19 protein-coding genes are annotated in these 23,295 nt (G+C 64.2%); 8 read left to right on the forward strand and 11 right to left on the reverse strand.

Annotated elements, in window-relative coordinates; translation table 11 throughout:
• Positions 1-138: 138 nt before the first annotated feature.
• Entirely contained in the window at positions 139-1,809 is a 1,671-nt protein-coding gene (locus tag P0D80_RS20565; RefSeq protein WP_408286385.1) for a tannase/feruloyl esterase family alpha/beta hydrolase, read from the reverse strand.
• Entirely contained in the window at positions 1,806-2,939 is a 1,134-nt protein-coding gene (locus P0D80_RS20570) for an OpgC domain-containing protein (RefSeq protein WP_408286387.1), read from the reverse strand. Before P0D80_RS20570 ends, P0D80_RS20565 begins: the two co-directional genes overlap by 4 nt.
• A 552-nt stretch (positions 2,940-3,491) precedes the next feature.
• On the opposite strand from P0D80_RS20570, the gene P0D80_RS20575 reads away from it, so the two are divergent.
• From P0D80_RS20575 to P0D80_RS20585, 3 genes are all read left to right on the forward strand, one after another.
• Entirely contained in the window at positions 3,492-4,685 is a 1,194-nt protein-coding gene (locus tag P0D80_RS20575; RefSeq protein ID WP_408286389.1) for an acyltransferase family protein, read from the forward strand.
• Positions 4,686-4,890: 205 nt separating this feature from the next.
• Complete coding sequence (locus P0D80_RS20580) at positions 4,891-5,685, forward strand: TSUP family transporter (RefSeq protein ID WP_408177888.1); 795 nt, start codon at positions 4,891-4,893, stop codon at positions 5,683-5,685.
• Between the two features lie 89 nt (positions 5,686-5,774).
• On the forward strand, positions 5,775-6,041 hold the full coding sequence (locus P0D80_RS20585; RefSeq protein WP_408286392.1) for a hypothetical protein: 267 nt from the start codon (positions 5,775-5,777) through the stop codon (positions 6,039-6,041).
• Positions 6,042-6,127: 86 nt separating this feature from the next.
• On the opposite strand, the gene P0D80_RS20590 is transcribed toward P0D80_RS20585, so the two are convergent.
• A complete protein-coding gene (locus tag P0D80_RS20590; protein WP_408286394.1) occupies positions 6,128-8,032 on the reverse strand; it encodes an AAA family ATPase in 1,905 nt (634 codons plus the stop codon).
• Between the two features lie 531 nt (positions 8,033-8,563).
• On the opposite strand from P0D80_RS20590, the gene P0D80_RS20595 reads away from it, so the two are divergent.
• On the forward strand, positions 8,564-9,589 hold the full coding sequence (locus P0D80_RS20595) for an NAD(P)H-dependent flavin oxidoreductase (protein ID WP_408286396.1): 1,026 nt from the start codon (positions 8,564-8,566) through the stop codon (positions 9,587-9,589).
• 159 nt (positions 9,590-9,748) lie between these two features.
• Here the strand turns inward: P0D80_RS20595 and P0D80_RS20600 are convergent, their stop codons facing one another.
• Positions 9,749-10,036, reverse strand: a complete 288-nt coding sequence (locus P0D80_RS20600) for a hypothetical protein (RefSeq protein ID WP_207915772.1) — start codon at positions 10,034-10,036, stop codon at positions 9,749-9,751.
• Positions 10,037-10,343: 307 nt separating this feature from the next.
• On the opposite strand from P0D80_RS20600, the gene P0D80_RS20605 reads away from it, so the two are divergent.
• A complete protein-coding gene (locus tag P0D80_RS20605) occupies positions 10,344-11,384 on the forward strand; it encodes an AraC family transcriptional regulator (protein ID WP_408286398.1) in 1,041 nt (346 codons plus the stop codon).
• A gap of 4 nt (positions 11,385-11,388) precedes the next feature.
• Here the strand turns inward: P0D80_RS20605 and P0D80_RS20610 are convergent, their stop codons facing one another.
• From P0D80_RS20610 to P0D80_RS20640, 7 genes are all read right to left on the reverse strand, one after another.
• The gene (locus P0D80_RS20610; protein ID WP_408286400.1) at positions 11,389-12,702 is read right to left on the reverse strand and encodes an MFS transporter; all 1,314 of its coding nucleotides are present in this window, start codon (positions 12,700-12,702) and stop codon (positions 11,389-11,391) included.
• A 130-nt stretch (positions 12,703-12,832) separates the two neighbouring features.
• Complete coding sequence (locus P0D80_RS20615; protein WP_132381976.1) at positions 12,833-13,687, reverse strand: IclR family transcriptional regulator; 855 nt, start codon at positions 13,685-13,687, stop codon at positions 12,833-12,835.
• 97 nt (positions 13,688-13,784) lie between these two features.
• On the reverse strand, positions 13,785-15,170 hold the full coding sequence (locus P0D80_RS20620; protein ID WP_408286402.1) for an MFS transporter: 1,386 nt from the start codon (positions 15,168-15,170) through the stop codon (positions 13,785-13,787).
• Between the two features lie 117 nt (positions 15,171-15,287).
• Positions 15,288-16,121 carry a sugar phosphate isomerase/epimerase family protein gene (locus P0D80_RS20625; protein ID WP_408286404.1) on the reverse strand — a complete coding sequence of 278 codons (834 nt, stop codon included), beginning with the start codon at positions 16,119-16,121 and terminating at the stop codon, positions 15,288-15,290.
• A gap of 40 nt (positions 16,122-16,161) precedes the next feature.
• The gene (locus tag P0D80_RS20630; protein ID WP_408286406.1) at positions 16,162-16,773 is read right to left on the reverse strand and encodes an NIPSNAP family protein; all 612 of its coding nucleotides are present in this window, start codon (positions 16,771-16,773) and stop codon (positions 16,162-16,164) included.
• Complete coding sequence (locus P0D80_RS20635) at positions 16,773-18,566, reverse strand: FAD-dependent oxidoreductase (RefSeq protein WP_408286408.1); 1,794 nt, start codon at positions 18,564-18,566, stop codon at positions 16,773-16,775. The genes P0D80_RS20630 and P0D80_RS20635 overlap by 1 nt, the downstream gene beginning before the upstream one ends.
• A 102-nt stretch (positions 18,567-18,668) precedes the next feature.
• Complete coding sequence (locus P0D80_RS20640; RefSeq protein WP_408286410.1) at positions 18,669-20,471, reverse strand: FAD-dependent oxidoreductase; 1,803 nt, start codon at positions 20,469-20,471, stop codon at positions 18,669-18,671.
• A 143-nt stretch (positions 20,472-20,614) separates the two neighbouring features.
• Here P0D80_RS20640 and P0D80_RS20645 point away from each other — a divergent pair, with 143 nt between their 5' ends.
• From P0D80_RS20645 to P0D80_RS20655, 3 genes are all read left to right on the forward strand, one after another.
• Entirely contained in the window at positions 20,615-21,532 is a 918-nt protein-coding gene (locus P0D80_RS20645) for an NAD-dependent epimerase/dehydratase family protein (RefSeq protein WP_408286412.1), read from the forward strand.
• 148 nt (positions 21,533-21,680) lie between these two features.
• Positions 21,681-22,523 (forward strand): shikimate dehydrogenase family protein, encoded by an 843-nt coding sequence (locus tag P0D80_RS20650; RefSeq protein WP_408286414.1) that lies wholly within the window; start codon positions 21,681-21,683, stop codon positions 22,521-22,523.
• Between the two features lie 124 nt (positions 22,524-22,647).
• Positions 22,648-23,271 (forward strand): ABC transporter ATP-binding protein, encoded by a 624-nt coding sequence (locus P0D80_RS20655; RefSeq protein ID WP_408286416.1) that lies wholly within the window; start codon positions 22,648-22,650, stop codon positions 23,269-23,271.
• Positions 23,272-23,295: the final 24 nt, after the last annotated feature.

The following is a 23,295-nucleotide window of genomic DNA, read 5'->3' on the forward strand; positions in this document are numbered from 1 at the left end:
TCTACCACGTGGGGGGGGGGCGCCTCTCATGGGCCCCCCCGCCCTACTGTTTCTGGAACGGAAGTCAGGCGTTCAAAAGGCCACTGACGCGCATGTGGGTCTTGCCACCTGCGAGGCATTTTTTTCAAGAACTGCCGGTCACGGCTCCGCGCAAACAAAACTGCTGGCGAGATTCACATTGCCCTTGCCGACATAGCGAGGAAACAGCGGATAGCGGCACAGCGGACGTGAGCGTCCATTGGTCGCCGCAGCGATATCCGTTGCCGTCAACGTCTCGGGCGATGCCCCGCGCGTCACCCAATTATCGAGCGCGCCTAGCAGATCGACCGATGGAATGAACGCGCCGCTGCCGTGCTGGAATCCCGGCACCATGTACAAGCGCATGAAACTATTGACCTGGTCGACACCGAACCGGTCGACCAGCGTGTCGTAATACGCGATCGTCTGGTTCGGGCTGATGACTTCGTCGGCGAGTCCTTGCAGCGTGATGAGCTTTCCGCCGCGCGCAATGTAGCGCGTGAGGTCGGGGTTCATCGCGCCGATCGTCTGCGACAGCGCGACCAGTTGCGCGCGATATTTGCCGGGATGTTGCGGGTCGAACCTGAGCGAGTCGAAGCTGGCGTCCCGCGTGACGAAGTAACGGATGTAGCCGTCGCCTTGCGCGAACAGGTAGCCGTTGGCGAAGAACGTCGGCACCGGCAGGCGCTCCGGCTGATGCGCGAGGCCGAGCAGGCCGGTCAGACGCGTGCCCTGAAAAATGTTGTAGCCGCCATAGCCGTTGACGTCCCACGCCAGACGATAAGGCAAGGAAAGCCCGTCGCGCATCACAAGCAAAGTGGAGAGCTGCGTGTTCGTGAGGCATTCATCGTGCGACGGCGTGCGTCCGCTGCAGCGCAACGAGTCGATGATCTCCGTTTCGTGGTCGTGGCACGCGGCGACGTCGCTGACGATACCGTCCGCCGCGCCGTCGAGCCGGTCGCACGTGGCGAGGGTTCGTTGATAGACGTGTTCGAGCAGCAACGGCGGAATGAAGCCACCGGGCGTGGTGTATTCCGCCTGGCCGAGTTTCACGCCGAGCAGGCGCACGCCGGAAAAATTGAGCGCGGGCGAATTGGCGATCACACCGTCGTAGTCGTCGGGAAAGCGCTGCATCACGGTGTAGCCTTCGCGGCCACCGGTCGAGCCGCCGGCGAAATACATCCGTTGCGGCGGCCGTCCATACGCGCGCGCAATCAGGGCAAGCGCGGCATCGTGAGTTTTCTTCAGGTGCGCAAAGCCGAAGTTCGTGACCGCCTCGTCGACGAGGCCGAACACCGCGACCGATGAATCGCCGACGTGCCCCGAGTCGTCGCCGAAGGTTGCATAGCCTTGCGCGAGCGGCGCGCGGTTCGGCGAAAACGGCATCACGCCGGTGCCGCTCACCACCACGCCGTTGTAACCGCCCCCGCCGATCTGCAGCGCGCGGCCGTTCCAGCGACGCGGCAAGTTCAGATCGAAACGGATATCGGGTGTGGTGGCGTTGAACCCTTTAATGCGGCCGGTGATGCGGCAAAATTCGCCGCCTTGCTGATTGCCCGGCGCGGTGGCGCTCACCATCGCCGCGCTTTCGATCTGTACGCCGGCGGTCGGCAACGCAATGAGTTCGGGCTGCAGAACGGCGCCCGCTAATTCCGCACAGCGCATGGCGAGCGGCGCTTCCTTGAGAGCGGCGAGCGCCGGGTGAGCGGCGAGCCACAACATCGCGCCGACAACGTGGATGACCGCGCGCGAGTCTCGCGCGACACGCGCACGGCGCCGGCGCGACCTCATCCGTAACCCGCGCCATTGGCAGCCGCCGCCGACTGCTGCCCTCTCCAGCCGCGCCAGCCGCGCGCGATCATCAGCACGGCGCCGATGGCGACGAGATCGCCGCCGAGTCCGATCAGCACGCCGCGAAAGCCATGAAACATATGCGGCGTCGCCGTATCGACGATCAGCGAAACCAGTGTGCCCGCAACGAAACACACAAGCCCCGTGCGGCCGACCGTGACCACGGCAGGCAAGCGCCGCGCGAGCCACGCGATACTGCCCATGCGCACGAACTGCGCGGCGAGCCAGGCAATGACAATAAAGTTGATCACGCGGTCGGGAGACAGATTCTGTTTAAACGTGCCGGGCAACGGTTGCGTCAGCACGAAAAGTTTGACGATAGCGAACGCCAACACCGCGACCACCGCGATCCGCGTGAGCCAGCGCGCGGTACGGGTTGCGTGAAAGCGCTCGCTGATGGGCTGCACCCGGCAGAGAATCCCGAGCACGAACATCAGTTGCCATGCAAACGGATTAAAAGCCCAGTTGGCCACGTCGTCAATGCTGAATAATGCGGCCAGCGGCCGGGCCAACGCCCAGATCAGCAAGCTCAAGCCGAGCGCCATGAGCGACGACCGCCGCGCCAGCGGCACCGCGAACGGCACGCACAGCGCGAAGATCACGTACATGGGCAACACGCTCGACAGATAAGGCTGGCGCCGCAGCAGCATGATATCGAAGGCTTCGCGCAGCGGCTGAACCGCGAAAGGCGGCCAGCCGGTGAGATCGACCATGGGACGGTTCAGATTGAGCGACGCGAGGATCGCGCCGGACAGCAGCGTCAATACCGCCGTCAACAGATAGGCGCGGTAGATTTCCCAGCAGCGCCTGACAAAGCGCATTTTCGCCGCGTTCTCACCGCGGCCCGCGAGCACCGCCGTGTACGCCGCCGCCGACGCATATCCGCCCAGAAACACGAACACTTCCGCCGAATCGCACAACGCATACGCGTGCAGCATCAGATGCGACAGCGTGCTGCCGGGAATGTGATCCAGCACGATGACGATCAGCACGACGCCGCGGAAGAAGTCCACTTCGATCGAGCGCCCTCCAAGGGGACTTCCTCCGGGGCGGCCGCGACGGGTTTCCATTCAGGTTCTCGCAGGATAGGCGCGCGTCTGCCGCGCGTCGTTTTTCGTAGGAACACCATGACAATAAAACGTTCCCAGCGAGGCTGCGCGGTCCATCGGCGCGCGCTGACAACCTGCCTCTAATTTCAAATTACGTGGCGGCGATTTGAAATTCCGTTGTCGGCATGCGGTAATACTGAGTCATCACGCATTCGGTTCGCGGCAAGATTTGCGGCTTTAATTCGCCGGGCGCGAATGCAATCGGTAATCAGCGCAAAAAATAAATCGCAGAGAGCGATGCGCGATTTTTTTTGCTTTTTTCATCGTAGGATGGTTTCATGCACGCCCGTCGGACCTCGCGCGTTTCGCGCGATGCCACCTTTTGACGGCGTCCACTCATGTGGACCGGACACGCGGCCGGCCGATCCGCGATCGGCCGGCACGCCGAGCGTCATTGCGACGCCTTTCCAACCGCCACGGCCGACCTGAGCGTCACCGATGCGCGCAGGTCCTTCCATTACCGCCCAGAACGGCTGCGCCGCACGCGCCACCTTCGCACTGGAAGACGACCACATGAACAACAGAATTGCCGGCTTCGACGGATTGCGCGCGATCGCAGTCCTGATGGTATTTTTTCAGCATCGCCTGTTCGGCGACATCGGCGAGATCGGCCATCTCGGCGTATGGATCTTCTTCGCGCTGAGCGGTTTTCTGATCATCGGCATTCTGTCCGCGCAACGCACGCGCATTGAAAGCGGCGCCAGTCGATTCGGCGCTGAATTGAAGCGCTTTCTGTTTCGCCGAACCCTGCGCATCTTTCCGATTTACTACCTGATGCTGGTGGTGATGTGCGTACTGATGGCGTTCGGCATAGCAAGTCCCGAACTGGCGAGCGGCATGCCGTTTCATTTTGCCTATTTGTCGAACATCTGGATCGGCTCCGTGCTGCACTACTGGCCGGGGCGCTACTCGCATTTGTGGAGCCTCGCGATCGAGGAGCAGTTTTATCTCGTGTTCGCGCCACTCCTCTTGCTGCTTGCCGCGCGCCGGCATCGCGCGGTGTGTCTCGCGATCGTCGCGGTCGGGCTCGCGTCGCTGCTGGCCATGCGCGCGGCGCATTGGCCGGACATCACCATCTACACGCACCCGCTGACGAACTTCTGGCTGCTCGCGTTGGGCGGCATGGGCGGCTTGATGATTGCGGGCAAAGCGGGCCGCTTGCGGGCGCGGCTAGGACACGGCGTGACGCTCTTCGTGCTGAGTCTCGGGCTCGTGGGCTTTTGCGCGACTGAGCCGATCTGGAGCCAGGTGGACAATCCATTGCTGTTCACCGTGGTGAGCGCCTCGTATGGCGTGTGCATCGCTGCGCTGGTGTGTTCGATTGCCTGCTGCCGCAACGCCGTCGTGATCGGCCTGCTCGAAACGAAATGGCTGGTGAGCTTCGGGCGAATCAGCTATGGCTTCTATCTCTATCACAACCTGATCCCCGACCTGACCCGCAACCATCACGCGGCGGCGCTCTTCGGCGGCACGGTGCCCGTGTGGGCGCACGTTGCGGGCATCGCCGGGTCGTTTGTGATTTCGCTCGTGATGGCGATGCTATCCTGGCGGCTGATCGAAGAGCCGATCCTTCGTTTGAAGACACGGCGTGCGCCGGCAACGGCCGCGACGTCCGCTTCGGCGTACACGCCGGCTGCGTTGCGCTCGCGTCGTGAGCGAGCGGAGCATTCGTCGAGGAATGAGAGCGCCGCGTCGGACGCGGTCTAACCCACGCGCGACTTACGTTTCACTGGCAAGCGGCGCAAGTGAGGGCACGGTATCATGCGGCCTCACTTAGCCGGCTGCTTCCGATCTTGCGTGACACGCGGGCACCGAACTGGCCGAACGATAACAACAAGCCACCGCCCGCGCGCTGTCCGGTCGATCCGATCCGCGCGGCCGGCTCGCGGATTCCGACACGCGCTTTCCAATCATGTCTCATCTCACTTTCGCCGGCGGCGTTCTGGGCGCAGGCCTGCAGGCGCTAAACCTCTACGCGTTGCTCGGCATCGTTGCCGCACTTCTGCTGGGCGGAATGGTCAAGGGCGTGGTCAGCATCGGCGTACCGCTCGTGGCGATGCCGATCCTGAGCCATTTCCTGCCGATCAAGGAAGCGGTTCTTCTGCTGTCGATGCCGATCATCCTCGGCAATATCCCGCAGGCACTCGAAGGCGGTGAACTGCTGCCGACCGTCCGGCGCATCGCCGCGCCGCTGATCGGCACGGTGATCGGCAATATCGTCGGCGTGACCGTATTGATTTCGCTCGCGCCGCATCGCGCGCAAGCGGCTGCCGGCCTCTTGCTGATGGTCGCGGCGTTGCTGTTGCTGGCGTCGCCACGGCTGACGCTGTCGCCGACGTGGGCCAAGCCGGCCGGGTTCGTACTAGGATTCGGCGCGGCCCTCATGGAGAGCATTGCTTCAGTGCCAGGGCCCTTGCTCGCGATGTATCTGATCGCCACCGGCGCGACGGGCAAAGCGTTCACGAAGCAGATCGCCATTATTCTGGTGGTGTCGATCATCACGCTCGTCGCGACATTCAGCGGCGGCGCGCATGCCAGTTGGACGGATCTCGCCATCTCGGCCTGCGCGAGCGTGCCGGTGATCGCGGGAATGCTGCTGGTGCGGCCCTTGCGAGACCGCTTGCCGCCCGCCGCGTTCCGGGTTCTCGTGCTGGTATTCGTTGCGGCCGCCGCAGCGCAGATGATCTGGAAATCCGGCGTTTTATAGGGTTTGCGCCGTTAGCGCTTACGCAAAACGGGCCGTGGTACGCGCATTGCTGCACAACGGTGTATCCCTAATCAACCGGAGAGCCCGTCGTGGCAACCATGGCCAATTCCCCGAATGAGCAAGAGCACGAGCCCGAGCGCCAGCCCGAAGAAGACCCGGGCGGCCCGCCTACCAAGGTGTCCAAGCCGATCGGCGACGCAATTCCCACGCCGGTCGAACCGGGTCTCGATCAACCGCTGCCAAAAAAAGGCGAAACACCGCCGCCCGCTGACGACGCCAACGCTGATGGCGAGGCGCTGGGCGACACCGAAACGCCTCCCGGAGTTCCTGAGCCCGGTCCGTCCGATTTCGCGTAACTAGCTAGCGCCGGGCAATAAAAAAGCGGCGCCATTTACTGGCGCCGCCCGTCGTTTGCCGTCGAGGCAGTCAGTCGATCATCGGTTCACGCCGCTTCCGGCTCGTGAACGATCTTCAGCGTGCTCTTGTGTTCCCTGATCAACCGGTACACGGTTTCTCCGGGCACGGTCTCCTGCTCGAGCAATTCGTCCGCGATTGCGCGCAGCACCGGCTCGTACGCGTGCAGCAAGCCGTAGCACAGTTCATTCAGCTCCTTGAGCAGCACATTCGCATGCTCGATGGCGCTCTTCATTTGCAAACCCGCGTACTGCGACGGCAGCGCCGCGAGGCTGAACAGATCGCCGTCGCTGTTGAAGCCGAATTTCGACACCATGTCGAGGCTGATGCGCGACGCTTCCTGCAAATCCGAAGCCGCACCGCTCGATGCTTCGGAGAACGTGAGAATTTCCGCGTTGCGGCCGCCGAGCAAAACCTGGATTTCGTTGCGAATCTCGGTCTCGCGATACAAATGCTTGTCCTGCGCTTTCGTGATGAGCGCAACACCCAACGCACCGCCGCGCGGCAGGATCGTGACCTCTTCCAGCACGCCCGTGCCCAGCAGCGCGGCGACGAGACCGTGCCCCGCTTCGTGCACGGCGATGCGCGTGCGTTCATCCTCGCTGAGCGCGCGCTCGGCGCCGCTCACGTCGCCGATGCGCGCAATCTTGATCGCTTCCATGAAATGCTTCGAGGTGATTTCGGTGTCGCCGGATTTGCGCGCGACGAGCCCCGCCTGATTCACCACCATCGCGACCGTTGCTGGCGACAGGCCCGTGGTCAGGCGCGCCAACTGATCGTAGTCGATGTCGGCCGCTTTCGACTTCAGCTTCTCCGCGTAGAAACGGAAAATCTTCGCGCGGTCTTCGCGATCGGGCAAACGGACCTGCACGGTGCGATCGAAGCGGCCCGGCCGGCGCAATGCCTCGTCCAGATTGTCGGGGTGATTGGTGGCCGCGACGATAATGACGCCTTCGTTCGAAGCGAAGCCATCCATTTCCGCCAGCAACTGATTGATGATGCGGTTGCTCTCCGCTTCGACCGGGCCGCTGCCCGTATCCGTGCGCTTGGCGAGCCCGTCGGCTTCGTCGATAAAGATCACCGTGGGCGCATTCTTGCGCGCCAGTTCGAACAGATGCTTGACCTTCTGAATGCCGACGCCGTAATACTTCGCGCTGAAATAGCTGCCCGTGATCGAGATGAAGTTCGCGCCGCACTCGCCGGCCAGCGCCTGGGCAAGCCGCGTCTTGCCGACGCCGGGGCCGCCCACCATCAGAATGCCGCACGGCGCGCGCACGCCCATCGACGTGAATTGCTTCGGGTCGGACAGATAGCCGCGAATGTCCGCGAGCGCCGCCTTCGCTTCGCCTGCGCCGATCACATCGTCGAAACGCAGGGCGGGCGCCCTGGCGAGCAGCGTGGCGCCGCCGCGCATTTCGCGGCGCATGAACCACACCATGCCGCCGATCAACAACAGCGGCAACAGCAGGCTGATGGCGTCGCGCGTCTGGTCGAAGACCTGCACCCAGCGCGAGCCGCCGGTTTGAATATCCGCATCGGGAAGCCAGACGAGTTGATACGCCGCGGCCTCGTCGGCCTTCGGTTCGCCGAGCAGCAGCGCATGCGAGAACGTCGCGTTGTGGTCGGTGACGAAGTATTTCGTGCCGTCGCGCTTCGAAATCAGAATCGCGTTGGGGCTCACGCCGATCGCGGCAACCTTGGCGTCGTGAATATCGCGCAACATTTGCGAGGCGTCTTTCTCTTCATGCGTCCATGCCGAGGAATCGTGGCGCATCTGGCTCGCAACGCCGGTCAGCGCCGGCGAGACCTGCGCTGCGCGCTGCTGGTAATGCCACACGCCAAAGGCGAGCAACACTGCGATAAGCGCCGCCGTCACCGACATGGCGATCTTGCGTGAGCGTCTTTTACCAAGCGAGTTATTTCCCGGCTTCATGAGTCAGTTCCAAAAACGGGCCCAAAGCGAGCCCCGATACTTGTCAAAGTTCAGATGGGCAGAGGTTGGCGGAGGGGGATCGACTGATGCGACACCATGCATGACCGGAAGAAAGGACACCCAACCATACGTCCCTTTTAACAACGTGCACACGGCCAGTATGCCGTGCCGCCGCTTCTTCCAAATCGCAGAAAAGGCCTAGTTCTACCGTCTATCCGGCGCTTTCGAGCCGCCGGATTATGGGGAGCGAGCGCTGCGTGCATTGCGGTAACAGACTGCTCCGGCGCACAGTTTATCAGCGCTAAATTCATTGCGTATTCTGCATATCTACTATTAACCGCTCCCTATTTAAAAGCGGTCAGAATTACTGAATATCACCTTGCCGCGCTCGCCTATCTTCTGACGAAAAATACCCGCTGCCGCCGCGCTCGTCTGCATCTACTCTAAAGAGACTGCCGTGGATGCAGGTTCGATGCGGCGAGCCGCACAATCCTGTGCATTACCGCCGCGCGACACGATGAGAGGACCGCCATGCACGACGACACCCCGCTGTTCGATACTGCGCTGACGCGTTTGCTCGGTTGCCGGCACCCCGTGATTTCGGCCGGAATGGGCGGCCCGGCGCGCGCCGAGTTGGCGGTCGCCGTTTCTGACGCCGGCGGATTCGGCCTGCTCGGCATGGTTGGGGAAGCGCCGGAAGTGATCGAGTGTGAGATCGCCGCGGTGCGCGCAACGACGAACCGGCCGTTCGGCGTCAATCTGATTCCTTTCCGGACTGAGCCCGCGCTGCTCGATGCGCAACTCGCCGTGTGCCGCGCGGCGCAGGTGCCGGCCATGTGCTTCTTCTGGGATGTCATGCCCGACGTTGTAAAACGGGCCAAAGATGCCGGCGCGCTCGTCCTCTGGCAGGTCGGCTCGCTCGAAGAGGCGCTTGCCGCGCAACAGGCCGGCGTGGACGCGGTCATCGCGCAAGGCGTCGAAGCGGGCGGCCACGTGCGTGGGCGCATCGGCATCATGGCGCTGCTGCCGGAAGTCGCGCAGCGTCTGCACGTGCCGGTGGTGGCCTCCGGCGGCTTCGCGACCGGCGCAGGGCTGATTGCCGCGCTAGCGCTCGGCGCAGCGGGCATTCAGTGCGGCACGCTATTCGTCGCGACGCATGAGTCTTTCGCGCACGACTATCACAAGCAGAGAATCGTCGATGCCCAAGCGGGCGACACCGTGCACACCGACCTTTATGCGATCAACTGGCCGCCCGGCTCGCCGGTGCGCGTGCTGGCGAACAGCGTGACGCGCGAGGCCGGCGACCGTCTGTTCGGCAATCATCCGCATGTGTTGCCGCGGGAAGAAATCGCCCACGATGATCAAGGGCCGATCTACAAGTTCAGCACGATTTCGCCGCTCCGCGAAACGGTGGGCGATCTTGAGAAAATGGCGTTGTTCGCGGGGGAATCGTCGGCGCTGGTCGAGCGATGCGCGCCGGTGGCGGAAGTCATCGACCGGCTCATGAGCGAGGCGGTGGACGCAGCGGCACGGATTCGCGCCGCAGGTGTTCATTGACACTCAAGCGCTGGGGATGTGCGACGCGCCTCTTCGGGCCCGTTCGCACCATCGCCATTTGCTCTCAGGTTCTGCTGCTTTTATTAGCGATGCCGGCATGCATCGATCTGGTTCTCCCCGACTGAAATCCGGTTCTCGCGTTCCTATGCTTCGACCGACTCAAGCGGCCGTGCGCGGCTTCAGCGCATTCCGCGCCATCTGCGCCATCTGCGCTTCGCTAGCGAGTCTGTCGAGAAGTCTCGTCAGGCGGTGCCGCTGGCTGGCAATCAACTCGTAAGTTTCTTCCAGCGCCCGGATCCGTTTTTCCCAATACTCGTGGTCGAGCGGATACAGCCCGCCTGACGCGTCCCCACGCGTCAGGTACTCCACCACGTTCTCGAAATGTTGCAACTGGCTGTCTACCAGACTAGCCGGACGCCGAGCGCCGCGTTGCACGGTCGGTTGCATGTTCGTGCCGCTCATCTTTGATACCCCGTGAATTGCCTGCCGGCAAAGCGCGAACCTCGCACCCTTGCACCGCGCGAAATGGCTCGGCGCTGTTTCTGCGCGCAGTTGCGATTCCGATAACGTGCGGCGGTCGACTGCCTGCCGCGCCGTCAGCGAAAACGATCTGCATCTAATCACGCAACATTAATGCCGCTTTTTTGTTAGGCTTGACCGTACGTCTCAAAATTAGACGACGGCGCGTGAAATAGCCGCGTAGACACGCCGCGGCCCCGCCGGCACGCCTTTCTCGCTTGTAACAACCGATTCAATGAACCAGCGCACCCTGCCGCAACATCTGGCCGCGGCCGCCGCGGCCGATTCGCGCTCCGCCATTTCGACGAGCCGTTTCAGTACGCACGGACTGGCACCCGCCGAACAATTCCTCGCCTGGCGCCAGCGCGTGGGCCATGTGGTCGACGCGCCGCCATCGAAAGCGCAGATTGCCGGGGGATTTCGCGGTGAAATCGATTTATACGCGGTCGGCGGCATGATTTTTACGGACTGCCGCACCGATTCGATGCTGCTGGAACGCTCGGTGGCCCGCGTATCCACCGACTCGCGGCGCGATTACGTGTTTCAGCTCTTCGTGGAAGGGGAAGTCGGCCACGTCACCGGCATGCACAAGAAACGCAGCGCGCCGGGTTCGGTGCCAGGCATCGTCGCATTCGATCTGAACCAGCCGTTCCGCGCCGAACGCCCCGAATGCCGCCTTCTGAGCCTGTTCGTGCCGGCCGCGGTGGTGGATGAAGCGTTACGCGACGGCGCGGCGATTCACGGCCGCATCGTCCAGCAAGGCTCGCCGCTGACCGGCGTCGTACTGGATCACATGACAGCGCTCGCCCGCGACATTGCGCGCCTCGATCCGGCCAGCGCCATCGATGCCCTGCAGGCAGGGACGCAGTTGCTGGTGGCCACGTTTCGCAAGGAGGCGCGCCTAAGCGGCGCGGGCCGCGCCGCGCTGCAGGCCGCGGTGATGGGCCGGGTACGCCGCTATATCGAAGCCAATCTGCACCAGGGCGACCTCACGCCAACCAGCGTGGTTCAGACGCTGCAACTGAAGCGCGCGACGATCTATCGCTGGTTCGAGCACGAAGGCGGTCTCGGCGCCTATATTCGCAACCGCCGGCTGCGCGAAGCGGCGGACGAACTAGTCCGTTATCCGCACGTGCAGGTGGCGGAAATCGCTTTTGGACTCGGCTTTCAGAGCGCGTCTGACTTCACCCGCGCGTTTCGCCGCGCCTTTGACATGAGCCCGCAGGACATGCGCGCCCGCGCCTTCGACCTGCAGCACTTGCGCAACGCAGCCTAACGTTTCAGGCAGCCGGCTGCGACGCGCTTGTAGCGCGAGCGCCCGCCTCCGGTTCCGCTTCCGGGAACGCCTTTAGCGCGATCAGCGTGAGCGCGGTGGCGCCCATCAGGTACCACGCCGGGATCATCGGATCGTCCGTCCGGTTGATGAGCCACGTCACCAGAAACGGCGAAAATCCACCGAACAGGACCACGCCCAAGCTGTAAATCACCGATAGTCCGGCCGCGCGCCGGTGCGCCGGAAACGCTTCCATCATCAGCACCGAAGCGGCGCCGGCGTTGTTCACCGCGAGCGCCACGTAAGACGTGATGATGACGAGCGCCGCGAGATCGCCCGCGCCGTGGGTCAGCGCCCAGAAAGCGGGCCATGCCGCCGCCAGCGACGCCACGAGCGACGCGTATTGCAGCGTTTTGCGGCTCGCGAGCCGGTCGGCCGCGCGCGCGATCAGCGGCGTCACCACGAGAATCACCACGCCTGAGAGGCACGCCGTCAAAAGGCTGATCGCCGGCGGCCGGTGCAATGTACGCACCAGATAGGCCGGCATGTAGAACACGGTGACGTAGATGCTCACGGAAGGCGCCGCCATCATCAGAATGCCGCAGACGAGCGGGCGCGTGTGCTCCGCAAACAGCCGTCGCGGGCTGAGCCGCGTGCGCTCTTGCGGCGCGGCCGCCGGCATGCGGCGGCGCAGGTACCAGCCCACCGGGCCGATCAATCCGCCCAGCACGAACGGAATGCGCCAGCCCCAGTCGTGCATGGCGGCGGGCGACAGAAATGCCGTGGTGCCCGCCCCGACCAGTGCGGCGGCGAAAGCGGCCGCGCCCTGGCTGGCGCCGCGCCAGCTCACCATGAAACAGCGGTGCCGGTAGCCGGCCGACTCCATCAGCGACGCCGACGCCGGGCCGATCTCGCCGCCCGCCGCGAGCCCCTGCATCAGGCGCGCGAGCACCATCAGCACGGTCGCCGCCGGACCGATCGATGCGTAGCTCGGCAGACTTGCGATCAGCCACGTGCCGAGCGTCATCAATGTGAGCGATACGGTGAGTCCGGCTTTGCGGCCGCGGCTGTCGGCAATGTGGCCGATCATGATCGCGCCGAGCGGACGCATCACGAAGCCCGCGCCGAAGGTGGCAAGCGAGAGCAACAGCGACGATGCCGGATTGTGCGACGGAAAGAACAGATTGCCGATCACGACAGCGGAAAAGCTGTAGACGGTGAAGTCGTAAGCGACAAAACCATTGCCGATCACAATGGCGGCGACGATACGCCTGAGTTCGGCGCGGGACAGCGGGGCCGCTTTGCCGGCAGCAGTGTGCATGAGTGGCCGTCGACGAATTCGTGGAGATTTTCAGGAAAGAAACGGAAGAAACGCGAGCGGGTTATTCAGCTCAACGGCCCGGCACGATGCAATTTGACGCGGCGCGGGCAAGTGGCAGGCCGCTCGACACTCAAGCGGCACGCGGCCGTCCTTTGCGCTTCGGCTCGACCGGCTGCACCACGGCCGCCACCGGCGCCACGCGCAGACTGCGCTTGAAATACGGCGAACTCATGGTGGCCGCGCCCATATCCGACGCGGCTTCGAGCAAGGCCGGCGCCAGCTCTTTCAGGCGCGCTTCCGGCAAACGGCTGGTCGGGCCCGCGAGACTGACGATCCCCACCACCAGCCCCGTCAACGGATGACGGATCGCCGCCGCCATCGAAGTCATGCCCGCCTCGTAGGTTTCGCTGGCGACGCCGTAGCCGCGCTTGCGCGCGCCCGCCAGGTCCTGCAGGAACTGCTGGATCGTTTTCGGCGCCTTCGGGCCGCGCGGGCCCGCCTTGCCGATGCCGCCCTGACGCGACACGAGTTCGAGCGCTTCCTCGTCGCTCATGGTGGCGAGCCACGCCTGGCCGCTCGCCGTGCAATGCAGCGGCGGCTGGCTGCCCATGTCCGGGTCGTAGCGCAAGCCGGATTTGGCGCCCTGCGCCTTGCCGACGAACGTGATGTGATCGTCCTCCACCACTCCCAACCGCGCCAGTTCGCCCGACGCGGCCGCCAGCCGGTCGAGCACCGGCTGCGAAATATCCAGCACGCCGCCGGTGGACAGCCACATCAGCGCGAGCGACACCAGTTTGAGCGCCAGCACGTATTCGCCGTGCTCGTCCTGCCGCACGTAGCCCTCTTCGCTCAATTCGGCCAGCAGGCGATGGGTGCCGCTGCGCGGAATATTCAGCGTGTCGGCGATCGCGGCCAACTGCATGCTGCCGCCCTGCTTTGCCAGCAATTCGATGATGGCCAGCGCCCGCTCCAGATTCCCCGCCATGTTGCACTCTCGATTCGATTTCGATACCGAATGAGAACACAATTCCATATCGGAACTCAAGAGCGCCCGCACGTTGCGCCAATGAATTTTGCTGATCTCAGTGTCCGATGCCCGCGCTGACCTGCAGCACCGGCCCGCGATGGCGTGCGCCCTTGAGCAGCACCGCCGCCGCGCCGACCGCGGCCGGCAGCGCGAGCGACGTGAACACCTGGCCGAAGCCCCAGTTTGCGTGCAGCATGCCGGCGCCCAGCATCGCCCCCGCAATCCCGCCGAAGCGGCCGATGCCCAGCATCCAGCTCGTGCCGGTGGCGCGCATGCGGGTCGGATAGGAGCCCGCCGCCAACGCGCAGAATCCCGTGTTGGAGCCGTTCATGCAGTAGCCCATGGCGAACGCCAGCACGCTGATCGCGGTGATGCCGTGGCCGGGCAAGCCCATGTACCACGCCAGCACGCCGCCCATGAACACGGTCGCGCCCAGCGCTCGATGCGGATTGAAACGGTCCATCTGCCAGCCGATCGCCAGCGAGCCGATCGTGCCGCCCGCCTGAAACAGCGCGCCGACCACCGCCGCTTCGGCGAGCGTGAAGCCCGCGCCGCGAATCAGCGTCGGCAGCCAGCTGCCGAGCAGATACACGGTCAGCAAGCCGGCGAAGTAGCAGACCCACAGCATCACCGTGCCGAATGCGTAGTCGCGCGACAGGATCAAACGAACCGGGCTGCGTTCGCGCTGCGGCGTGTCGTGCGCGACGAAGCGCGTGGACTGATCGGCGCTGCCGGGTTCGAGGCGGTTCATCACCGTCACGAGACGCGCGCGGCGCGTTTCCTTGAGCGCCAGGAAGCGCGCGGATTCGGGCAGCCATTTGATCATCAGCGGCACGTAGAGAATCGGCAGGACGCCACCGAGAATCAGCACCGAATGCCAGCCGTGCGACGCGATCAGCCATGCGCTCACGAACCCGCCACCGGCCGCGCCGAGCGTGAAGCCGCAAAACACCGTCGTCACCATCAGCGCGCGGCAGCGTTGCGGCGCGTATTCGGCCATCAGCGTGGCGGCGTTGGGCATGGACGCGCCGAGACCGAGGCCTGTGAGAAAGCGCAGCACCGTGAGTTCGCTGATGTTGCTCGCGAAGGCGGAGCCGAGACTCCAGACGCCGAAGAACAGCACCGCGCCCGTCATCACTGTCTTGCGGCCAAAGCGGTCCGCGAGCGGCCCCGCGCACAGCGCGCCGAATGCGAGGCCGAGCAGGCCGCCGCTCATCACCGGGCCGAGCGCATCACGCGGAATCGCCCACGCGCTCGACAAAGCCGGCGCGATGAAACCGACCATCACGGTATCGAGTCCGTCGAGCGTGACGATGAACATGCACATCAACAACACGAGAATCTGAAAGCGCCCGACGGGTTGTTCGTCGAGCAACTGCTGCACGTCGATGACGCGCGAAGCGGACGCGGGTCTCCGCGGCGCCTTGAGTGAAGGTTCCATCAGGTGTCTCCGGACTGTTGTTATCGTTATCGCTATCGATTGAGGTTGCCGGTCTCATGCCGCGCGACATCTTTGGCGTGCGCTTCGGCGGACCGGCTCGAAGGAAGATGAAACGGGCTACGTCATCGCATAGGTCCGTTCGAGTACGGCGAGCGTCGCCTCGCGCAGCTTGCGGGCGCGCTCCACCGCGGGCGCGGTTTGAGCCCACCGTTGGGTCGGCACTTCGATACTGATCGGCAAATGATCCGGCAGCGCGCGCAGAATGCCGCCAAGGTCGAGGCCGCCCTCGCCCGGAATCAGACGCTCGCAACGCGCCTGGTACAGCAGCGTGTCGAGGTCGGCAGGACGCTCGGCCGGTGCGTCGCAAAACTGCACGTAGCCGAAGTACTCGCGTGGCAACGCGCGCAATGCGTCAGTCGATGAACCCGCGCGGTCGAAGTGAATCGGGTCGACGATCAGGCCGGTATTGCGCCGTGCCGCCGCCTTGACGATGCGCGCGCCCTGCGTGATGTCCTTCACTTCGGTCCACGGCATCGGTTCGAGCGAAGGCGACAGGCCGAGCGGCGCAGCCAGATCGCAGAGTTGCGCGAGATGCTCCGCGGTGCGCGCTTCGTCAGGATCGTTGCCCGCAACGAGCACGTAGCGCGCGCCGAGTTCGGCGGCGGTATCGAGCATCGGCTTATATGCGGCCACATCGGTATCGGGCTTGAGCCGCAGAATCTCGACGTCGAGCACCTTGACGCCGGTGTCGCGCAAACACGCAAGCGTCTCGCGCTTCAACGGCGTCGCGCCGATGATGTCGTGGCGTACTTCGTGATCCGTGGCAGGCAACAGGCGCAGCCCGACGAAGCCGTAGCCTGCCTCGGCCGCGCACTCCACCATTTGCGACGGGCTCAGTTCGAGCACGGTCAACGCCGATAGCGAGAGCGCTCTTGAGTTGTGCTGGGTCATGTCCTTTCCTGAGTTCGATTTCATCTCCGCGAGTCCGCGCTCAGCGCAACGGCGAGAACGGCGCCGGCACGCAGATCGTCGACTCCATCGTGGTCAGGTGCGCGGGGCCGCCCTTGGGCGGCCAGATGCCGTCCTTCACCGCTTCAGCGCGAATCCGCGAACGTTCGTCGACGCTCGCATACGGCCAGATGTTCAGAAAACGCGGCACGTTGCCGTCGAGCGAATACATCGCGCCGACCAGCGGCGAACGCTGCGTCCGCTCGGGCACCGCTTTCTCCCACGCGTCGATGGTGTGCTGCAGGCTCGCGAGCTTCGTGCCATAAACACGCATCTCGTAGATGCCGCCGTATACGGCCGGTTCGATCGGCGGCAGAAACGGAAAGAGCGAATAGCTGTCGATCTTCACGTCCGTGACGAATTCACCGCAGCCGAACGGGTTGCCATCGAGCAGCATGCGTTTGCGCTCCGTGATCAACGCGGCTTCCGAATCGAAGCCGCGCAGCACCAGCACCTGGCCAAGCGCGCCGATATCGGAATGCCAGCAGCCGAGCAGCTTCAAGCCCGGTTGATCGCCGCTTGCCTGAATGCTTTCGAAGACCTGCGCGTTCGCGCCGATCTTCACCGTCAGTGTCACTACGTCGTAGAGCGTCATTACATGTGTCCTTGTGGCTGAATGGTGGTGTTCGTGGTGTTCGTGGTGTTCAAGGCGGCCTGTGTTGATGCGTCTTGCGCTACGTGCGCCGCCCGAGCTTCTCCGGCGATGGAAAGGCCCGCGAGATAACCGAAGGTCATCGCCGGGCCGAGCGTGATGCCGCCGCTCGGGTAGCAGCCACCCATCATGCTGGCGCTGTCGTTGCCGACCGCGTAGAGGCCCGCCACGGCCTGGCCCGCGTGATCGAGCACGCGAGCGGTGGCATCGGTGGCGAGGCCCGCAAACGTGCCGAGGCTGCCGGGCAGCAGCTTGACCGCATAGAACGGCCCGTCTTCGAGCGGCGCGAGACACGGACTCGGCGCGTGCCGCGCGTCGCCCTGCACGCGGTTGTACGGCGTCGAGCCCTTGTGGAACTGCGGGTCGAAGCCATCCTTCGCGTAGCTGTTATAGGCCGCCACGGTGCTCTCCAATCCATGTCGATCGATGCCGCATTGCGCGGCGAGTTCGGCAAGACTGTCCGCGCATTTCAGATAACCCGAGCGGCGATACGGCGCGGTGGGAAACGGAAACGGCTTCGAGAAGCCCAGCCCGTAGCGCCGCTGGAAACGATGATCGCAAACTAGCCACGCGCAGACCTCCTCACCGGCAGGCGTAGTGCCGATCAGCGCGCTGACGAAATCGTGATACGACGAGGCTTCATTGACGAAGCGCTGGCCCGCGCGCGTCACCGCGATCACGCCCGGCTTCGCGCGCTCGATCAGATGCGGGAACGCGACGTCCGCACGCCCCTTACCTTGCGGCACGAGCGAGACCGGCGCCCAGGCTGCGGGCGTTTCGAGCGAAGCATCGAAGCGCGCACCGATCGATTCGCCGAGGCGAATGCCGTCGCCGGTATTGGTGAGCGGCGCGGCGGACCAGTGCTCGCGCCCCGACGGCGTATAGGAAAAAGTTTGCGCACGGCGCGCGAGGTCGTGGGGATAACCGCCGCAAGCCAGCACCACGCCACGCGCGGCGCGCACCTCATGCGGCACGCCGTCGATCTCGACACGTGCGCCCACCACGCGGCCCGCCTCGCGCAGCAACGCGACGGCCTCGGCGTTGGTGCGCAGATCGACGCCGAGATCGGCAGCGGATTTGAGCAGTCGCGCGATCAGCGCATTCCCGTTCACCAGATGCATGGATCGGCCGTAACGCAGCTTGTGGCCCGCGAACACCGCGAGCCTGCGCAGCACGTGCCATGCGGAGCGCACCGAACGCGTGGCGTTGAAGAAATGCGCGAGGTCCTGCCCTGAACCGATCGCCATGCCTTTGAGCGTCACTACGCCGAGCGGCTCGCGCAACCGCTCGATCAGCGGCCCGAGTTCGCGGCCGTCGAACGGCATTGCGCACACCGAGCGGCCGCCGCTCACGGCGCCGGGCGTGGTATGAAAATCGGGAATGCGGTTGCCGTCGACGAAACGCATGGACGTATTGCGTTCGAAGAACTCGATCATCTCGGGACCGTAGTCGAGCAACGCGTCGACCTTGTCCGCATCGAAGTGCGCGCCGAGTTCGTTGCGCAGATACGTGCGCGATGCTTCGGGTTCCTCGACAATGCCTGCGCGCGTTGCGAGCGGGTTGCCGGGAATCCACATCCAGCCGCCCGACCATGCGGTCGTACCGCCGAACACCGCGGCTTTTTCCGCCACCATCACGCGCAGCCCGCGCGTCGCGGCGGTGACCGCGGTGGAGAGGCCGCCCGCGCCGGAACCCAGCACCAGCACATCACATTCGAGTATCGGATCGCGCTTCATTACCAGTTCGTTTCGTCGGTTGGGAAGAGATCGTCTCCGATCTATTTGTTGAATACTATTCCATTCTATAACTTCATTCAAACCAGGCTCAGCCCTGGTTCATCAGAAGATTTTCTCTTTGGCCCGCTGTGGGCTTACGTCAGCGGGTTCCGACCACGCCGCCGACGAGGTCCGCGCGGCCGAAGCGGTTTGGGCGCGCGCAGCCGCGTCGCGGCCGGCGAGATAGGCAAACGCGAGTCCAGGTCCCAACGTGATGCCGGGTCCGGGATACACGCCGCCCATCACCGATTGCATGTCGTTGCCGCATGCGTACAAGCCGCCGATAGGTTGATCGTCGCGACCCAGCACGCGGGCGTGCTGATCGCTGGCCAGTCCGGTAGCCGCGCCGATGTCGCCGGGATAGAGCCGCACCGCGTAGAACGGCGCGCGGCCGATCGGCCCGAGGCAAGGATTCGGTCCCGGCCAGTTTGCGTCGCCGTTGGCGCGCTGATAGTCGGTCGTGCCGCGCTGAAAATCCGCATCCACGCCGGTCTGCGCGTATTCGTCGATGCGCGCAACGCTATCGGTCAATCCACGTGGGTCGATGTCCAGCTTGCCCGCGAGTTCGTCGAGCGTATCGGCGCGTGTCAGATAGCCGTCGGCGAGAAATGGGGCGAGCCCTTTGCCACCGGGACGCACCATGCCGAGACCGTATTTGCGCAAGCCTTCGGCATCCGTGACGAGATACGCGGGCACGCACGGCGACTGGCGATGCGCCTCCTGCATCGCGATACCGAACAGGTGATACGAAGTGTTTTCGTTGAGGAAGCGCTTGCCCGCCTGATTGACGACCACCATGCCGGGCTTGCCGCGATCCATCAGAAAGTGAGGGAACACCGCGGTCGTGCCATCCTTGCGCTTGCGTACGGAGACCGGCGCCCAGAACGCGTTGCTCAACGCGCCTTCGCCATGACGTGCGCCGATGGCGAGCGCGAGATCGTGCGCGCTGCCGGTGTGTCCCGGCGCGCCGGGACACCAGCTCGGATCGACGCCCGGCAGCATCGCGCTGCGCCGTTGCGGATGCCGGTTGAAGCCGCCGCTTGCGAGAATCACGCCGCCTGTCACCGCGATTTGACGCCGCTGGCCGTTCTGGCTCAACGTGATTCCGCCGACACTGCCGTTTGCGCCGGTGCGCAGCGCTTCGAGTTTCGTGCTCACCAGCACGGTGACGTTGCGAGCCAGCAGCGAACAAAGCAGACGGCCGATCAGCGCATTGCCCATCACGAGACGCGTGCCGCGCGGCCAACTCATGCGGTCGCAAGCGTGGCGCGCGAGCAGCTTCACGGCGTGGCGCAGGGACTTGAGCGACTTGGTCATACCGAGCAAATGACCGACGTCGTCGCGATCCACCATCATGCCGCCGAGCACCGTGAACTCCGGAATCGGCGGACGGATCAGCGCGAAGTGCTTGCCGAGCTTGCGGCCGTCGAAAGCGAGCGGCTCCAGCGCGCGGCCTCGTAAAGTCGAGCCTTCGAGTTCGGACAGATAGTCTGGATGAAACGGCCTCGCCCGATATTTCACATCCGAATTCGCCTCGATATGCGCGACGGCCTGCGGGCCGGCGGCCAGAAACGCGCGACGCAACGCCTCGCTGCTGCGCTCTCCCACCGCGCGGCGCAGAAAAGCCTCGGCGTTGGCGCTGCTGTCGTCCGGATTGACGGACGGGCCGTGCATCGAATCGGGAATCCATGTGGTACCGGCCGAATAGGCTGTCGTGCCGCCCACGTATTCGGTGCTTTCCACCAGCAAAACGCGTGCGCCTTCGATGGCAGCGAACAGCGCCGCCGACATCCCTGCCCCGCCGGCGCCGATCACCACGACGTCGAACGTTTCGTTCTGCTGCAATCCGCTGAGTGTCTCCACCATGTCCTGCTCCTTTGCTCCTTGTCTGAGCCGCGACGACTAGTTCGTCGCAGTTCGTCAGCATCTATAGAATTTGCTTTGATTTCGGAATACTATTCCACAAACGCAAAAATGCAAAATACTTCTGCACTCACGGAGGAAAGACGATGCGCGTATTGGTGACGGGAGGAAGCGGGTTTCTGGGGGCGTGGATCATGCGGCGCCTGCTCCGCAAAGGCATCAGCGTGCGGGCGTTCGATCTGCGCGCCGACACGCGCCTGCTGAAAGCGCTCGCGTCTGAGCAAGCCGCAACGGCGCAATGGGCGAGCGGCGACATGGCGAATCCAGCCGATGTGTCGCGCGCACTGTACGGCTGCGACGCGGTGATTCATCTCGCGGGCGTGCTCACGCCGGCTTGCGCGCTCGATCCGGTGCGCGGCGCGCAAATCAATCTGATCGGCACGCTCAATGTTTTCGAAGCCGCACGCGCGGCCGGTTTGAAGAATGTGCTGTACGCGAGCAGCGCGGGCGTCTTCGGACCCGATGACGGCGCCGTGCCTTTTCCGCAGACCTTTTACGGCGCGTTCAAGCTCGCCTGCGAAGGCGCGGCGCGCGCGTACTGGCACGACCACGGCATTGCCAGCGTCGGCTTCCGGCCTCTCGTCGTGTATGGCGCCGGACGCGAAACGGGTTCGAGTGCTGGACCGAGCCTCGCGTGCCGCGCAGCGGCACGCGGTGAGCCGTACACGATTCCGTTCACCGGCTCGACAGGCCTCGTTTTCGCGGACGATGTCGCCGCCGCCTATGAAGCCGCTCTCGTACGAGCGCCGCGCGGCGCGCATGTGTTCACCTTGGCGGGCGACATCGTTTCGGTGGATCAGGTCATCGAACGTATCGGCGTGATCGTGCCGGGCGCATGTATCGATACAACCGGCGCGCCGTTACCGATCGCCACGTCGTTCCCCGTAGATCCAACTCTTGAGGAGTTGCTGCCCGATCTGCCGCACACGTCGCTTGACGAAGGACTGCGTCAGACCGTGGATTTCTATCGACAACCTGCTTCATTTCACATTCATACTAAATGATTTTATTCTTGAATACTATTCCACAAAACGTTAGAGTTCGCAGGAACGGACCCACCGGTCAAGGATCCGTTCGCGCCGAACCCACTCAAGCAAAATCGCCCGGCATCGCGCAAGATGAAAACCGGGCAACACTCTGGAGACATACAACATGACGCAACCCGACGCCCCTTCTTTTTCCGCCTCGCTGGATGAAGGCCTCAGCGGCGCCACGCGGGTGATTTTCATCGTCGGCGATCCGATCGCGCAGGTACGCTCGCCGTCCGGTGTGACCGCCGCTCTGCGCGCCGCCGGACGCGATGCGCTGGTGGTCCCCGCGCACGTCGCGCCCGCCGACCTGCCCGCGTTTTTTGCAGGCGTGACACCCATGCGCAATGTCGACGGCGTGATCATTACCGTGCCGCACAAATTCAGCGCCACCGGATATTGCGGCTCGCTCACCGAACAGGCAAGTTTTCTCGGCGCGGTGAACACGTTGCGCCGCACGGCGGACGGCAGTTGGCATGGCGGCATGTTCGACGGCACCGGCTTCGTCGCCGCGCTCATCGATACTGGTTGCGATCTGCGCGGCAAACGCGCGCTGCTGGTCGGCGCGGGCGGCGCGGGTTCCGCGATCGGACATGCGCTGGTTCAAGGCGGCGTGGCGTCGCTCGACGTGCGCGATAACGATGCCGAACGCACGGCGTCGCTGATCGGCCGGTTGAATGCGCTCGGACAAAGTGAAGCGCGAAGTGTGGCCGCTTCCGTGGATGCGAATGCGTACGACGTGGTCGTCAACGCGTCGCCGCTCGGCATGCGAGCGGACGACCCGCTGCCTATCGACGTGTCGCGTTTGCCGGCCACGACGTTCGTCGGCGACGTGGTGACGAAGCCGCCGCTCACGCCGTTGATCGAAGCCGCCCGCGCGCGCGGATGCCCGACTGTGACGGGCACGCAAATGTTCGGCCGTGTGTGCGACCGGATGGTCGAGTTTTTGCTGGATGCGGATCGGTGAATGAAGCTTCGGACGCGACAGCGGCTGTGGCTTGCGCTGCTACACTTGCGCAACGCCAACCTGTAGAAGACATCTGCCGCGCGACCCGATGCGGCGAGTCTTCTCCTGAATCACGCTCCAATCCATGCTTCGATTCGAAAACCTCAGCAAGCGCTACGGCGAACGCCTCATCTTTCAGGGATTGCATTACGACGCGGCATCAGGGTGCGTCGCGTTAAACGATGAGTCCGGCAGCGGCAAGTCGACGTTGCTCGGCATTCTCGCGGGCACGATCGAGCCCGATACGGGCGAGGTGTGGCTCGGCGGCCATTCGCTGCGCAGTGCACCGCTCGCCGCGCAATCCGTACTCACCTACGTGCCCGAAGACTGCATGCCTTATTCGGATCAGACCGGACGCGAGTATCTGAGCAAAGTGGCATCGGCGAGAAACACCACCGTAACCGCTGACACGCTGTCGCTCGCGGACCGCTTCGGCCTCACGCCGCATCTCGACAAACGCTTTGAACAGATGTCGTTCGGTACGCGCAAGAAGTTTTTCCTGACGGCTGCCGTGCTTGGCGAAACCCAGGTGCTGATCGCGGATGAACCCGTCGGCGGACTCGACGCCGCCGCACGCGCCGTGCTGGTCGATCTGTTCAAGACACTGGCGCAAACGCGCACGGTGTTCTTCTCGAGCTACGACGAGGTCTTTACGAATTCGTGCGAGGCGCGCAGCATCAACTTCGCCGACTTGGGTAGGCACGACTAACGCGCCCTTGCATGCCACTTGGCA

Origin of the sequence: Paraburkholderia sp. RL17-373-BIF-A, from assembly GCF_046030175.1 — a bacterium.
GTDB lineage: Bacteria > Pseudomonadota > Gammaproteobacteria > Burkholderiales > Burkholderiaceae > Paraburkholderia.